Annotated in this window: 16 protein-coding genes; 1 reads left to right on the top strand and 15 read right to left on the bottom strand. The window is 27.2% G+C overall.

All coding sequences use genetic code 11. The features are described from left to right. Nucleotides 1-60: 60 nt before the first annotated feature. The 10 genes from KJQ99_RS06050 to mobB all read right to left on the bottom strand — a co-directional run bounded on the left by KJQ99_RS06050 (nucleotide 61) and on the right by mobB (nucleotide 9380). Nucleotides 61-756, bottom strand: a complete 696-nt coding sequence (locus KJQ99_RS06050) for a transporter substrate-binding domain-containing protein (protein ID WP_214150275.1) — start codon at nucleotides 754-756, stop codon at nucleotides 61-63. Between the two features lie 9 nt (nucleotides 757-765). Beyond that, nucleotides 766-1467, bottom strand: a complete 702-nt coding sequence (locus KJQ99_RS06045) for an ABC transporter substrate-binding protein (protein WP_214150274.1) — start codon at nucleotides 1465-1467, stop codon at nucleotides 766-768. 283 nt (nucleotides 1468-1750) lie between these two features. After that, nucleotides 1751-2215: an ankyrin repeat domain-containing protein gene (locus KJQ99_RS06040; protein ID WP_214120329.1), complete on the bottom strand. Its 465-nt coding sequence runs from the start codon at nucleotides 2213-2215 to the stop codon at nucleotides 1751-1753. 1 nt (nucleotide 2216) lies between these two features. Then, a complete protein-coding gene (locus KJQ99_RS06035; RefSeq protein WP_214120328.1) occupies nucleotides 2217-3644 on the bottom strand; it encodes a catalase in 1428 nt (475 codons plus the stop codon). 110 nt (nucleotides 3645-3754) lie between these two features. After that, a complete protein-coding gene (locus KJQ99_RS06030; protein WP_214150273.1) occupies nucleotides 3755-5155 on the bottom strand; it encodes a UDP-N-acetylmuramoyl-tripeptide--D-alanyl-D-alanine ligase in 1401 nt (466 codons plus the stop codon). Beyond that, complete coding sequence (locus KJQ99_RS06025; protein ID WP_214150272.1) at nucleotides 5152-5991, bottom strand: hypothetical protein; 840 nt, start codon at nucleotides 5989-5991, stop codon at nucleotides 5152-5154. Before KJQ99_RS06025 ends, KJQ99_RS06030 begins: the two co-directional genes overlap by 4 nt. 3 nt (nucleotides 5992-5994) lie before the next feature. Continuing rightward, nucleotides 5995-7866: a methionine--tRNA ligase gene (gene metG, locus KJQ99_RS06020; protein ID WP_214150271.1), complete on the bottom strand. Its 1872-nt coding sequence runs from the start codon at nucleotides 7864-7866 to the stop codon at nucleotides 5995-5997. Nucleotides 7867-7874: 8 nt separating this feature from the next. Beyond that, nucleotides 7875-8060 (bottom strand): hypothetical protein, encoded by a 186-nt coding sequence (locus tag KJQ99_RS06015; protein ID WP_214117534.1) that lies wholly within the window; start codon nucleotides 8058-8060, stop codon nucleotides 7875-7877. Continuing rightward, on the bottom strand, nucleotides 8047-8910 hold the full coding sequence (locus tag KJQ99_RS06010; RefSeq protein ID WP_214117535.1) for a class 1 fructose-bisphosphatase: 864 nt from the start codon (nucleotides 8908-8910) through the stop codon (nucleotides 8047-8049). The genes KJQ99_RS06015 and KJQ99_RS06010 overlap by 14 nt, the downstream gene beginning before the upstream one ends. Beyond that, entirely contained in the window at nucleotides 8910-9380 is a 471-nt protein-coding gene (gene mobB, locus KJQ99_RS06005) for a molybdopterin-guanine dinucleotide biosynthesis protein B (protein WP_214117536.1), read from the bottom strand. Before mobB ends, KJQ99_RS06010 begins: the two co-directional genes overlap by 1 nt. A 56-nt stretch (nucleotides 9381-9436) precedes the next feature. On the opposite strand from mobB, the gene KJQ99_RS06000 reads away from it, so the two are divergent. Further along, nucleotides 9437-9838, top strand: a complete 402-nt coding sequence (locus KJQ99_RS06000; protein WP_214117537.1) for a hypothetical protein — start codon at nucleotides 9437-9439, stop codon at nucleotides 9836-9838. A 19-nt stretch (nucleotides 9839-9857) separates the two neighbouring features. Here KJQ99_RS06000 and KJQ99_RS05995 read toward each other — a convergent pair whose 3' ends face one another. From KJQ99_RS05995 to KJQ99_RS05975, 5 genes are all read right to left on the bottom strand, one after another. Next, nucleotides 9858-10244: a hypothetical protein gene (locus KJQ99_RS05995; protein ID WP_214120460.1), complete on the bottom strand. Its 387-nt coding sequence runs from the start codon at nucleotides 10242-10244 to the stop codon at nucleotides 9858-9860. A gap of 33 nt (nucleotides 10245-10277) precedes the next feature. Beyond that, on the bottom strand, nucleotides 10278-10715 hold the full coding sequence (locus KJQ99_RS05990; protein ID WP_214120461.1) for a DUF4149 domain-containing protein: 438 nt from the start codon (nucleotides 10713-10715) through the stop codon (nucleotides 10278-10280). Further along, the gene (locus tag KJQ99_RS05985) at nucleotides 10702-11505 is read right to left on the bottom strand and encodes a HemK/PrmC family methyltransferase (protein WP_214117540.1); all 804 of its coding nucleotides are present in this window, start codon (nucleotides 11503-11505) and stop codon (nucleotides 10702-10704) included. Before KJQ99_RS05985 ends, KJQ99_RS05990 begins: the two co-directional genes overlap by 14 nt. Further along, nucleotides 11489-12676 (bottom strand): M48 family metallopeptidase, encoded by a 1188-nt coding sequence (locus tag KJQ99_RS05980; protein WP_214150270.1) that lies wholly within the window; start codon nucleotides 12674-12676, stop codon nucleotides 11489-11491. The genes KJQ99_RS05985 and KJQ99_RS05980 overlap by 17 nt, the downstream gene beginning before the upstream one ends. Then, a partial coding sequence (locus KJQ99_RS05975) for an ABC-F family ATP-binding cassette domain-containing protein (protein WP_214150269.1) occupies nucleotides 12663-14351 on the bottom strand: 1689 nt, incomplete at its 5' end. The genes KJQ99_RS05980 and KJQ99_RS05975, both read right to left, overlap by 14 nt.

Here is a 14351-nt window from a genome sequence, read left to right as displayed (position 1 = left end):
TTTTTTTGTTAATTTCGTTACTATTTGTAACAAAATTAACAAAATTTGTATTAAAAAATATCACATTTCATATTTTTCTAATAATTTTTCATAAATTCCTTGACTTTTTACAATTTCTAAAGCCTTATTAAAATCATCTCTTAATTTAATATTACCTTTAGCAAATGCAAAGCTAGTGCCACCTTTTTCTTTTAAATCTTTAAATATTTCAATTTCTTTATAGGTATTTAAGTATCCTCTAGCTACTAATTTATCAACTATAACAGCATCTATTTTGCCATTTACTAATGCTAGGATTAGATTTGAAATCTCAGAATTTAAAAATGGTTTTGCCGAAGGAATTTCATTAAGCATTGCAGCTTGAATTGAACCTAATTGCACTCCTACTACTAAATTATTTAAATCTTTAATATCAGTTCTTGATTTTAATCTTAAAAAACAATTTGAACCAGTGTAATAAATATCACTAAACTCAACATTTTTTGCCCTTGCAGGAGTATTACTAAGTCCTGAAGCTATCACATCAATTTTGCCTAATTTAACAGCACCCATTAAAGCATCAAAATCCATAGGAACAAATTCCACTTTAATATCCAATACTTTAGCTATTTCATTTACTAAATCTATATCAAAGCCAACGATTTTTTCATCTTTTATATATCCAAACGGAGCAAAACCAGGCGACATACCAACTTTAATCAAATCTTGTGCGAAAATTTGCATTACAAATGCTAATAAAATAATTAATTTTTTCATAATTTTTCCTTATTCCATATCATATTTTTTTATTAAATTATCATAAATTCCACTATCTTTTATAATTTTAAGTGCCCTATTAAATTCATCTCTTAACTTTGTATTTCCTTTAGCAAAAGCAAAACTAAGACCATCAGTTTTTTCTTCAGTTTTCTTAAATACAACTAAATTTTTATAATTTCTTAAATATCCTTTGGCTACAGTTTTATCTACTAAAACAGAATCAATTTTTCCACCAACTAATGCTAAGATTAAATTTGAAGTATCAGCATTTAAAAATATTTTTACATCTTTAAATCTAGCTAATATATCAGCTTGAATTGAGCCTAATTGTGCTCCTATAGTAAGTCCATTAATTTCAATAATATCAGTTCTTGAAGATTGTTTTAAAAAATAATTACTACTTATGTAGTAAAAATCACTGAACTCAACGCTCTTAGCTCTTTCTGGTGTATTTCTAAGTCCTGAAGCTATCATATCAATTTTTTTAAGTTTTAAACCACTTATTAAACCATCAAAATCCATAGGAACAAATTCCACTTTAATATCCAATATCTTAGCCATTTCATTTACTAAATCTATATCAAATCCATATGCTTTACCATCTTTCATATATCCAAATGGTGCATATGCTGGGTCAATTCCAACTTTAATCAAATCTTGTGCGAAAATTTGCATTACAAATGCTAATAAAATAATAAATTTTTTCATAATTTTTCCTTTAAAAACAATAAAACAAATTTATTTTCAAGCAAATAAAATAAAGCTATAAAGCTTAAAATGCTAAAAATAAAAAACTAAAAAAATAAACAATAATAAAAATTGGGAAATTAAAAAATAAGAGTAAGGGTCAATGGGCTTTAGTGAATAATACAAAAGAATTTAGATTGTTACAATTTAACATTTTATCTCCTTTAAAATTTTTTGCAAAATATATCATAAAATAGCAAATAATATTAATTATTTATAAAAAAATATTATTTGCTTTTAAATTTTATACTTTTTTGAAGAGTTTTAAGAGTTTTAACGTTAATTTTTTTAATATACTAGATTTTTGCGAAGCTAAATATTCAGCAATTTCAGTTCTTCCAAACATTAAAGCAAATGTGTAAGGAGTCATTCCTAAACCATTGTTTTCATCAATATTTGCTCCGTTTTCTACTAGCAGTTTTACGATATTTAAATAACCTTTAAAGCAAACTCCAGCTAGTGGAGTTTGACCTTTATCATTTTTCATATCAACACTTGCACCATTGCTAATAAGCATTTGAGCGCATTCGTAAGAGCCGTTATAACAAGCCAACATTAAAAGTGTGTTTCCACGATGGTCTTTAAAATCAACATTAAATCCTGCCTTTATCATGTTAAGGAGAGTGTTGTAATCATTATTTCTTGCAAAATCCAACGCCATTTTACATAATTCATCGTATCTTGCTAATTCGGCACTACTTAATTGCATTTTATTTTCCTAAAGCTTTTCTTACGCCATTTGCATATTCAGGGCTAATTTTTTCAAAATGTGCTAGAGCTTTTGCAATGATTTCATCTTTTACACCATCAAAACTTGCTGCTAGATTTTTATATAGTCTTTCTTTTTCATCAGCAGGTAAGATATTAAATAGATTTCTTGGTTGTGTATAAAAATCATTATCAAGCGGAGCATATCTAGCTGCACTATTACCTATTGCCAAATCAGGCTCAAGATATTTAGCATTTTCACTTGCACCACCTAAAGTATTTGGCTCATAATAAGCACCATTAGCTAAATTATCACCTATACCAAAATTCATAGCACCTGCAACATTATATGTGCTAACTTCATTTCTAGCTCTATTTACAGGTAATTGATGATAGTTTGCACCAATTCTGTATCTTTGTGCGTCAGGATAGCTAAAAATTCTAGCTTGAAGCATTTTATCAGGGCTAAAGCTTATACCTGGAACAATATTGCTTGGGCTAAATGCAGCTTGCTCTACTTCATTAAAGTAATTTTGTGGATTGCGATTTAATATCATTTCTCCAACTTCAATTAACGGAACAATGCTATGAGGCCATACTTTTGTTAAATCAAATGGATTAAATCCAAGTTTTTCAACTTCGTTTTCTGCAAGGATTTGAACTTTTACGCTCCAAACAGGGAAATTTCCTTTTTCAATATTCTCGTATAAATCTCTTTGATGAGATTCTCTATCTTTTGCTATGATTTTTTCTGCTTCTTCATTTGTTAAGCACTTAATTCCTTGTTTGGTTTTAAAGTGAAATTTAACCCAAAATCTTTCATTTTTATCATTAATAAATGAATAAGTATGAGAACCATATCCATTCATATGACGATATGATGCAGGAATTCCTCTATCACTCATAAGAATTGTTACTTGATGTAGTGCTTCAGGAGTTAAAGTCCAAAAATCCCACGCCGCATTATTGCTTCTTAAATGAGTTCTTGGGTCTCTTTTTTGAGTGTGAATAAAATCAGGGAATTTATAAGCATCTCTTAAGAAAAATGTAGGAGTATTATTACCTACTAAATCCCAAATACCTTCTTTTGTGTAAAACTTAATCGCAAAGCCACGAACATCTCTTTCAGCATCAGCTGCACCTGCTTCACCTGCAACTGTTGAAAAGCGTAAGAAAAGTGGAGTAACTTCACCCTTAGCAAAAACTTTTGCTTTTGTATATTTGCTAATATCTTGTGTTATTCTTAATTCTCCATAAGCTCCACTTCCTTTTGCATGAACTGCACGCTCTGGAATTCTTTCTCTATTTTGATGAGCAAGTTTTTCAATCAACTGATAATCTTGCATTAAAAGCGGTCCCATTGCACCTGCACTAAGTGAGTTTTGATTTGAACCTATTGGGTTACCAAAATCCGTTGTTAATTGTTTCATTATATCTCCTTTTAAAAATGTGAAGTAATAATAAATAAGATAGGATAATAATTGGTAAATAATAAAAATTATTATCTAAAAAATTTTTTAGCTAATAATTTTATTCTATTTTATATGAAATTAGGAGCGTCATTTGAGAATATTATTAAATCCTTTTCTTTAGTTTCATTAGCTAAAGTTTCAATTAATTTTGCTTTATCTTTTAGAATGATTTTTTTAATTTTTAAATTCTCATCATATATTCTAGCATTAGTCTCACTTGTAATAATTGCTAAATCAAAACATTCATTAATTATTTCGCATAGTTTTTTGTTTAACTCTTCACTTGCTTCAATTATCCCTGGACTAACTAAGACTTTTTTGCCTAAGTTATAATCTTTAATTATTCTATAACTATCACTCATACCATCATAATTACCATTAAACCCATCATCAATTATAAATTTTGGCTCACGAGAGATGATTTGTAATCTATGTTCTGTAGCTTTTAAATTAGCTATTTCTTTGCTAATTTGCTCGTAATTTAAACCTAAAGCCTTAGCTAGGTAAATACAAGCACATAAATTACTAGCATTAAAACTACCTAATAAATTAGCAAAATATTTTTCATCATTGCATTTAAAACTAAGCCCATCTAAACTAGCTTTTATCTCACTTAAAGCACTATCATAGCTAAAGCTCTCACCTACACTACTATGAGTGATTGCTAATTCCAATCTAGTGCTTTTTAGGGCTTCTTTTTTAACTTCTTTAGTATTCTCTATATTTTTAAAATATTCTAAATGAGCTGTGCCAATTTGTCCTATTATTACATAATGTGGGCGAACTAATTTTGTGATTTCTTCTATATCGCCCTTTTTTCTAGCACCTGCTTCTATTATTAATAAATTTGTATTTGGGTCTAGGTTTTCATTAATATCTTTAATAAGTCCTAAAAGAGTATTAATACTTCCTTTAGCATAATGAATTTTAAAATAGTTTTTAGTAATACTAGCTAGGTAATGTTTGATACTTGTTTTGCCATAACTTGCAGTGATTAATACTACTTTACAATCTTTTAAATTGCTTATTTTATTATAAGCTTTATCATAAAAACTCTTATTTACAAAATACTCACAAATATACGAAAGTAAAAATGCAAAAATTATAATATCTAAGGTATGTGGGTCAAGTTTGTAATAAAAATGAATTGGGGTAAATACAAAAGCACCTAATAAATTAAATAAAAATAATCTCTTAATCCTAGCTGTAAATACTAAAGGTTTATCAATATTTTTTGCTAAAAAAATTAAAGCTAAAAGATAAATTATAGCTACTCCTAAGGCTAAAAAATGATTAATATCACAAGTAATTACATAGAGTAAAAATGGTGCTATTAAATAATAAAAATGCCAACGCTTTTTAGAAAAATTAAATAAAACTCTTTTAAATTTATAATTATTTAACTGCAATACTAAAGCTAAATAATAAAGCATCAAAAAAGAAAACGCAAAAGAAACTATATAAATCATAAAAATAACCCTTCGTTAAATACATTTAATTCATTAATAAATTTATTTTTATCGCCTTTATATAACATATAAGTATGATTTTTTATTTCGGTGATTTCAAATAAATTTAAATGTTTTTTGATTTCGCTAATGATTAATTCGTTATTTTCAAAAAACACAACCTTAGAGCCTTCGCTCATTTTGACTATTTCATTATTATCATTTAAAAATATAAAATCTAATAATTTAAGATTTGAATAATTGATATTTAGTTCTTTAAATACATTGATTTTCGCAAATTGTTCTGTAAATATTATAGGTATAAAAACATTGTAATAATACTCATCATTTAATATTAAATCTTGATAAAAAAAACTAGAGCGTTTAATAATTTCATAAGAATACTTTACATTTTCATAGCTTAAGCTTAATTTATCTAAATATTCCTTGCTTGAGCAAAAGATTAAGTTATTTTTTAAAATATTTTCAAAATCATAAAATAAGTCATTTTTTAAAGTAGTAATATTTAGCCTATTTAAACATTCTATGCTTAATTCATCTAATAAAACCACCCTTTTATCAATTGAATAAAACGCAAGCAATCTTGTTAAAGCAAATTCAAAATCATTTATTTTTAAAAATGCTACTTCTTTATCACTAATTGATAAATCCTTAGTGCTAATTATTGCATAAGCACCTTTTTTAATAGCTTCATTTGCCAATGCTTGTTTATCAGTAAAAAACGCACTAGCATTAGTAACGCTATTTAAATTAAGGCAAAAATCTTTAAGCCTAGAAACACTAGGCTTATTAATAATTTTTGCATTAATTAATTCTGAAAAATTAGTTATTTCCAATTGTTATCCAATCACAGCACCATTTTCACATTTAGTAAGCGGTGTTAATAAAACTAAGCTTTCATCTGAATTTTTAGCACTTAAAATCATACCTTCACTTAAATGCTTAAATACTTTTCTACTCTCTAAATTAGCAAGTAAAATAATTTGTTTGCCAACTAAATCTTTAGCATTATAATATTTCGCAATTCCGCTTAAAACTTGTCTTTTTTCAGTTCCTAAATCAAGTTGGAATTTTAATAATTTCTCACTACCTTCTACATTTTCACATTCTAAGACGGTTGCTACTTGCATTTTGATTTTTGCAAAATCATCAATTTTGATTTTTGGCTCTTTTAATTCTTGTTTTACTTCTTCTTTGCTTTCAATTTTAAGCTCAATTCTTGAGAATAAATGTTCGCATTCGTTTAAATTAAATTCTTTTTGTAAATTAAACATATCGTTATATGTTTTAGTATGAATATTTACTCCTAAAGCATTAGCTATTTTTGCACTAGCTTTTGGCATAACAGGACTTAATAAAATACTAGCATTTTTTAAAATGTTAAAAATTACTGCTAATAAGCTTTGAGTTTGTTTGCTTTCGTTGTTTTTCATCATAGTCCAAGGCTCATATTTTGAAACCATCGCATTTGCTATACTTAAAGCTTTCATAATTTCGCTTATATATTCATTCATTCTAAGCTCATTTATAGCATTTATACTTGCTTTAAAATATTCATTTGCCTTATTTAATTCTTCGCTAAATCCTGATTCAAATTCCACTTTCAAATCAAAATATTTTTTAGCCATTGATATGCTTCTGCTTAATAAATTACCTAATTCATTTACTAATTCAGCATTTATTTTATTAACCATTGCAAGTTTGCTAAAATCTCCATCATTTCCAAAAGGCATTTGAGATAATAAAAAATATCTTAAAGGCTCATTGCCAAATTCATTTTTAACATCAATAGGATTTATTACATTTCCTACACTTTTACTCATTTTTTCGCCTTCAACCGTCCACCAGCCGTGCGCTCCTATCATTTTAGGCAACTCTAAATCAAGGCTCATTAAAAAACAAGGCCAATAAATTGCGTGGAATTTTAAAATATCTTTACCAACTAATTGAATATTTGCAGGCCAAAAAGACATTTTTTCATCATTATCTAAATACCCTAAAGCACTCAAATAATTACTCAAGGCATCAAGCCATACATAAACTATATGCTTACTATCATTTAATTCATCAGGTATTTTTATACCCCAAGAAAAGCTAGTTCTAGTTACCGATAAATCCCTTAAGCCTTGTTTTACGAATGCTATTACTTCGTTTTTTTTGCTAGCTGGCATAATGCAAGTAGGATTATCTTCATACCATTTTAATAATCTATCTTGGTATTTGCTTAATCTAAAAAAATAGCTTTCTTCTTTTAAAATTCTAGTAGGCTTTTTACAATCAGGACATTTATCATTATCAAGTAATTGAGTTTTTGTATGAAAAGTCTCGCAAGATACACAATAATGACCTTCGTATTCATCTTTATAAATATCGCCTTTTTCATACATTTTTAAAAAAATCTTACGAACACAATTTTTATGATTTTCATCAGTTGTTCTAATAAAATAATCATTACTAATTTCAAGTTCAGCCCACAAATCTTTAAAACTTTTACTAACTTTATCAGCATAAGCTTTTGGGCTTTCGTTGTTTTTGATAGCGCTTTCTTCTATTTTTTGACCATGCTCATCAGTGCCTGTTAAAAAGAAAGTCTCATCTCCTTTAAGTCTAGCAAATCTTGCAAGCGTATCAGCAATTATAGTAGTGTATGCGTGACCTATATGAGCTTTGTCATTTACATAATAAATTGGAGTTGTAATATATGTTTTCATCTAAATCCTTAAAAATTAAAATCTTGTGAAGCACCTTGCGACATATTTTCATAAGTAGCCTTTACAAAAGCATTTCTTATATCGCACTCACAGAGCTTTTCACAATCTATACAAGATAATTTATTTTGCGTTTTTTGTTGGCAATCTTGCAAATTCTTTTTAGCAATTTGCAAATTACTCTCATAAATATTCATCTAAATATGCCTTTTCACTGATTGAGCCAAGATAACAAGGTGTGCTTGCGTGAATTGTGCTAAATTTTAAATTAAGCAAACTCTCATATCCTTTAGAGCCTTTTATCCCATCACTTGAAAATCCACCAGCTTTTTCGTAAATATAAGCGAAAGGAAATACTTCAAATAAAGCCCTAAGTTTTCCTAATTTACCATCATTTAATGTAGCTTCGCTTGTATTTGGATATGAAAATAATCCCCCACCCTTTATTAAAATCTGATGTAAATCACTAACCATAGCACCACTATATCTTAAGCGGTATCCATCACTAAATATTTTATCAATCATTGCTTTATGAGCCTTGCTCCAATCTTTTTGAGTGCCGCCTGTTGCGTTTAATTTACCTTTTTCATTTAGTTTTAAATCTTTTAAGAATTTAAATTCTTTTCCATCGTATTCATATAATTTTGGCTCATTTATACAAACTACTAATTGGGTTCTAGGACCATAAATTGAATAAATAGCTGCTTTTAAACTATTAGGCTCTGCAGTATTTTCATAGATAGCAAATATACTTCCTACTGCAAAATTAACATCAAATAAAGAAGAGCCATCAAGTGGGTCATACGCAACTATATATTTTGCATCATCGTATAAAAATTGCGGATTTTCTTTTTCTTCACTGATAATTGCTTTAATTGAGCCAATTTTACTAAGCTCGTTTGTAATTATCATATCGCTTAATACATCTTGTTTTAGTTGTAAATCCCCGCTAGCATTGCTTAATTCTGTATAGCCATATTCAGGGTTATCAAAGCTTTGCTTAATCTTTAAAACGCTTTGTTTTATAGCTTCTATTATTTCTTGCATTAAATCTCCTTAGCATTATTTAAAACAAATTCACTAATACTAGCAATATCATCTAAATTAAATTGCTTTAAACCATAATCTTTATTAGAATAACTAGCTAATGCTAAAGAATATTCTAAATAACTCTCATCAACTTCTTTGCAAAACACACATAATCTTGGTAAAGGCAAACTTTTAAGTCCTTCAACTAAAACAATATCAGCACTAAATTGCTTTATTATTTGCTCTATTTCTAAGCTTTCGTGATAAAAAATAGTAGTTTTTACAGGGCTTAAAACTGCAACTTCAGCACCCGTTTGATAGAATTTAAAACTATCTTTACCATTTGTATCAAATACTGCTTTATCTTTTGGGTCGTGCTTAATTATTGCTACCTTTAAGCCAAGCTTTTGTAAATGCTCTGAAATTTTACAAATTAGTGTAGTTTTGCCCGAATTTGATGGGCCAGTAAATGCGAATGCTTTTTTCATTGATTAACCTTTTTTATTAAAAATTATAAATTTATAAATTAAACGAAAGAGAAGTAATGAAAAAAGCTTTATTTTTAGTAATTTTGATATGTTTTACAGCTTGTGTTAGGCAAAATGATGAATTTTATAATTCAAAAGAAGAAATAATGCTAAGGTCTTATTATGTAAATGATTGCATTATTAGTTATTTAGGAGTTAAGGATAATAACGATTATTTTGTGATTGCTAGTAAAAATGAAATTGAACATATAATAATTGAAGGGTATTTGGTTCAATTTTTAAAACTGCCAAAAAATGAATTTAATTTGCCTTATAAAAATGATTTTTTATATTTTTACAAAATAATAAATACTGCTAGTAAAAAGACAAACATTGATATGGAAATTACTTTAAATAATGAAGAAACAAGAAGCGCTAAAATACAAAGAATTTCAAAATCTCTTGAATATCAATTTTAAGGGCTAAAAACCCTTAAAATTACGCCAATAATGACGCTATTTGAGTTTGGTTAAAATTAACTTGTTGAGCGTTTTTAAAACTTTCTTCATTTTGCTTTAAAAAATTAGCGTTTAATTTAGAAAAATCTTCATTTTTAAATCTATCGTTATTGTTATTTGCTGTTTTTAAACTATTTTCTATTTTTTCTAAATCATTTTTCAAATCAACTTTATTTGTATTATTATTTTGAATTTTTGAAATCATTTCATCTTGTTGAGTGCTGATTTCTTGATATTTTTTCTCGCTTAATTTTTCTTCACTTACTTTTTTCTCATTTAGTTGTTCTACCGAAGTATCTTCAACTTTTTGAGTAGGTTTATTTTGAGCCATTAAGACATTGCTTTGTATGTTATTGTTAATTTGCATACTAAACTCCTTTTAAATTTTGCCGATTATAGCCTATTTTTCTTTTTTCTTAGTAAAAAATAATATTAATTGTAAAATAACCATAACTTTAAAAATCATTTCACTTTGCTTATGATTATCATTAAAATCTTTACTATCAGTAATGCCTAAAGCCTGCATATCAAGCACATTAGCTGTATGATAAAATACAAACACTAAGGCTAAAATCAAAATTATTAGGCTTAAAATTGGCTTTAAACTAAATAATTTATTTGAAATACTTTCATAAATAATATTTAAAAAGCTTACGAAAAGTAACAAATAATTAAATTTTACAAACACTTGTGTCATCAAAAGTCCGCTTTGAAAGTGGCTTAAAATCCCATCTCCAATAATTGCACTAGGATAAAAAATAATAGGAGCAACAACAATTCCTATGAATAATTCTACAAAAATTATTCCAGCTAATAAAAAATCATTAATTTTTTTCATAATCTAACCTTTCTGCTATAAAAACTCTATCAAAACCATTTAAATCTTTATAAAAACTAGCCTTAAAATTCTTTTCTTTTAGATAATCATTTAGGATTTCTTTTTGATCATATCCAAATTCGCACATTAAAAATCTCACATTTTCTAAATAACATTTATCAATTATTTTAAATAATATCTCATATCCTTTTTTACCACCAAAAAGCGCTGTTTTAGGCTCTTTTAATACTGATTTATCTAAATTATATTCGGTGCTAATATATGGAGGATTTGAGATAATTAGTTCATAGTCTTTAAAATTAACTTTCATAAAATCGCTAATAAAAAAATCACAATTTACATTATGCAATTTAGCATTTTCATTGGCTAGTTTTAAGGCTAATTTGTTTATATCACAAGCTTTTATATTTGCTTTTGTAAATAATTTTAAAAATATACTAATAATCCCACTTCCAAAACCTATTTCAAAAATATTTTTTATATTATTTTGATTTATTAGATTTATTGCTAAATCTATTAGTATTTCAGTATCATTTCTAGGAATTAACACTCCTTTAGCACATTTAAATTCTAAATCTTTTATATAAGTTTTTGAGAATATGTATTGCAATGGAGTGCCGTTTTTGTATTCGTTTGCAATACTTAAAAGTTTAATTTTATCGCTTGGATTTATCACATTTGCCCTTGCGACTGAATATTCAAGCATTGAATATGAAAAATACTCCATTATAATCTGTCTTGCAATTACTTCATTGCTTAGGGCTTTTAATTCGTTAAATGTGGCTATCATTTAATGCACTTATTCTTCTACTTAAACTCGGATGAGTTTTATAAATCATTTCATAAATAGCGTTATGATCTAGCAAGGCTTTATTATGAATAGCTAATACCTTTAAAGCACTTATCATATCGTTTTTGCTAGTTTTTATTGCTCCGTGTTTATCTGCACTAAATTCATTTTTTCTTGAAATAGAATTTAAAATAGGACTTAAAATAAACGAAATTGCCGAGCCTACCATAATAAAAGCAAACAACGGGCTAGATACAAAACCTTCTAAATTAAATTGATTTTCAAAAAAACTTGAAAAATATCCAAAAAACGCAAAGGTAATTAATAGATTTAAACCACTTATAAAAAGCATTTTTAAAATATCTTTATGTTTAAAATGCCCTAATTCGTGAGCTAATACGGCAAGTAATTCATCTTTACTCATAGCATTGATTAAAGTATCATAAAGAACTACTTTTTTTGCTCCAAACATACCCGCAAAATAAGCATTAAGTCTAGTATCGTTTTTACTAGCGTCCATACTAAATACCCCATTACTTTTAAAGCCACATTCATCTAATAATTTTGCAATATCATCTCTTAATTCACCTTCTACAGGGCTTAACTTATTAAACAATGGAACTATAAAATTAGGATAAATAACCATAGCTAAAAGACTAAAAATAAATAAAATAACAAAGCCACCTATCCACCAAAACTCGCCTAATTTAGCAATAGCAAAAAGCAAAATATAAACTAAAGCTCCACCTATAATTACTAATAAGATTAATGATTTTAAAAGGTCTTTAAAATACATTTTAGGAGTTTTTTTATTAAAGCCGTGCTTGGTATCAACAACCATAGTTTTATAATAATCTAAGCAAGTTAGAATGCAAGAATTTATAATAAAATACAATAAAACTAAAATAGTATTATCAAGCAGTGAATTAGGCTCAAAATGAACCTTTAATACATTAAATAACACCAATATAAATACGCAATTTAAAATAAGTGCTAAAAAATTATTTAGTATTGAAAATTTATGCTCAACTATAGCTAAATTTTTAAATTCTATAAATTGCTCATCACTTAAAAAACCTTTATTTGTTTTTGTTTTAATATGATTTATTTCAAGTAATTTAAGTATTGTTTCAATCACAAAAATTACACTAATTATACTAATTATCAACATTTTCTAACCTTTCTGTAAGTTCTAAAACTTCGTAATACTCATTTTCTAAAAGCTCTAATTCCTGATTTAAATTCTCAAGTCTTTCATTAAGAGCCAATATCCCATATTTTTCATATTTTGTAGGGTCGCTTAAGTATTCATTTAATAATCTAATTTCTTTTTCAATCTCTTCAATTTTAACTGGGTGTTCTTCTAGGATTTTATTTTGTTTATAGCTTAATTTTACGCTTTTTTTACGCTCAACTTTTACTGGTTTTTCTTTATCATTTTCTATTTCACTATTTAACTCGCTTAATTCATCGTTTAATTCTAAAAGCTCACTAAATTTCATAGTTTCAATTTCAATTGATTGATTTGAAAAGGCAAAAAGCTTAGTAGCAAGTCTATCTGTAAAATATCTATCATGACTTACAAATATCAAAGCACCTTTAAAATCCATTAAATATTGCTCTAAAATATTAATCGTAGCAATATCTAAATCATTAGTAGGCTCATCTAAAATTAATACTTCATAATCTTTTGTAAAAAGTTTTGCTAAAGCCACCCTACTTTTTTCGCCACCACTAAGTGAGCCGATTTTATAAGTAAGTTGTTCTTTAGGAAATAAAAAATGCTTTAAATATCCATATACATGCATATTAGAGCCTTTCACATTGATAGTATCACCGCCATTTGGACAAAAATACTCAATCAAAGTTTCATCATCTTTTAAATCATTTTTTTTCTGGTCAAAATATCCTATGTTTATCTCACCTTTTTTAATAAAACCACTGCTAGGGCGAAGTTTTTCAAGTAGAATTTGTAAAAAGCTAGATTTTCCACAGCCGTTTTTGCCTACAATTGCTATTTTTTCACCTTGTAAAATCCTTGCATTAAATGGCTTAAATAATAATTTTTCGCCTAGCGTTAGGCTAATATCGTGTAATTCAAAAAGCATTTTTTTCTTATTTGCTATAAGTGGATTTGATTTTATATCACTTGCACGGGCAAGCTCAACTCTTAGCCTATTCAAAATACTAGGATTTTTTTTAGCCTCTTCACGCATTTTAAAAATACGCTCTTTTCTGCCTTCGTTTCGCTTAAGCCTTGCTTTTACCCCACGACGCAGCCATTCTTCTTCGCTTTTTAATTGTTTTACTAAAGTTTCATAGCTTTTATTAAGGCTCTCTAGCAATCTTGCCTTAGCTTGTAAATAATTTGAATACCCACCTTCAAATTCTCTTAATTTTGCATCTTCTATTTCTACGCATTTACTTGCAATATTGTCTATAAAATATCTATCGTGACTTATAAAAATAACACATTTTTTACTAGCTTTTAACATATCTTCAAGGTATTTACACATAGTTACATCTAAGTGGTTCGTAGGCTCATCTAAAATCAAAACATCAGGAGATTTAAGCAGCATACAAGCAAGGCTTAATCTTCTTAATTCTCCACCACTAAGACTTGCTAGATTTCTATTTATAAAACTACTTAATTCAAATTCTTTTAAAGCTCTATTTATTTTGCTATCAATACTCCAAGCGTCCTTGCTCTCTATTAAATCAAATAAAATTTGTTGTTTTTGTAATAATTCTTTATCATTTGGATTAGTTGATAGTTTAGAATTAATCTCATTATATTCGCTTAAAGCATTAAAAATATCGCCTAATTCTAATTTAATATATTCATC

The organism is Campylobacter sp. 2018MI13, from assembly GCF_018501135.1.
In the GTDB taxonomy this organism is placed as follows: domain Bacteria; phylum Campylobacterota; class Campylobacteria; order Campylobacterales; family Campylobacteraceae; genus Campylobacter_E.
Note: the sequence above shows the minus strand (reverse complement) of the source record. Positions and strands in the feature narration are given on the sequence as shown.

Coding starts and splice junctions, on each gene's coding strand:
- KJQ99_RS06050 (WP_214150275.1), bottom strand. CDS start 756: ATGAAAAAATTAATTATTTTATTAGCATTTGTAATGCAAATTTTCGCA.
- KJQ99_RS06045 (WP_214150274.1), bottom strand. CDS start 1,467: ATGAAAAAATTTATTATTTTATTAGCATTTGTAATGCAAATTTTCGCA.
- KJQ99_RS06040 (WP_214120329.1), bottom strand. CDS start 2,215: ATGCAATTAAGTAGTGCCGAATTAGCAAGATACGATGAATTATGTAAA.
- KJQ99_RS06035 (WP_214120328.1), bottom strand. CDS start 3,644: ATGAAACAATTAACAACGGATTTTGGTAACCCAATAGGTTCAAATCAA.
- KJQ99_RS06030 (WP_214150273.1), bottom strand. CDS start 5,155: ATGATTTATATAGTTTCTTTTGCGTTTTCTTTTTTGATGCTTTATTAT.
- metG (WP_214150271.1), bottom strand. CDS start 7,866: ATGAAAACATATATTACAACTCCAATTTATTATGTAAATGACAAAGCT.
- KJQ99_RS06015 (WP_214117534.1), bottom strand. CDS start 8,060: ATGAATATTTATGAGAGTAATTTGCAAATTGCTAAAAAGAATTTGCAA.
- KJQ99_RS06010 (WP_214117535.1), bottom strand. CDS start 8,910: ATGCAAGAAATAATAGAAGCTATAAAACAAAGCGTTTTAAAGATTAAG.
- mobB (WP_214117536.1), bottom strand. CDS start 9,380: ATGAAAAAAGCATTCGCATTTACTGGCCCATCAAATTCGGGCAAAACT.
- KJQ99_RS06000 (WP_214117537.1), top strand. CDS start 9,437: ATGAAAAAAGCTTTATTTTTAGTAATTTTGATATGTTTTACAGCTTGT.
- KJQ99_RS05995 (WP_214120460.1), bottom strand. CDS start 10,244: ATGCAAATTAACAATAACATACAAAGCAATGTCTTAATGGCTCAAAAT.
- KJQ99_RS05990 (WP_214120461.1), bottom strand. CDS start 10,715: ATGAAAAAAATTAATGATTTTTTATTAGCTGGAATAATTTTTGTAGAA.
- KJQ99_RS05985 (WP_214117540.1), bottom strand. CDS start 11,505: ATGATAGCCACATTTAACGAATTAAAAGCCCTAAGCAATGAAGTAATT.
- KJQ99_RS05980 (WP_214150270.1), bottom strand. CDS start 12,676: ATGTTGATAATTAGTATAATTAGTGTAATTTTTGTGATTGAAACAATA.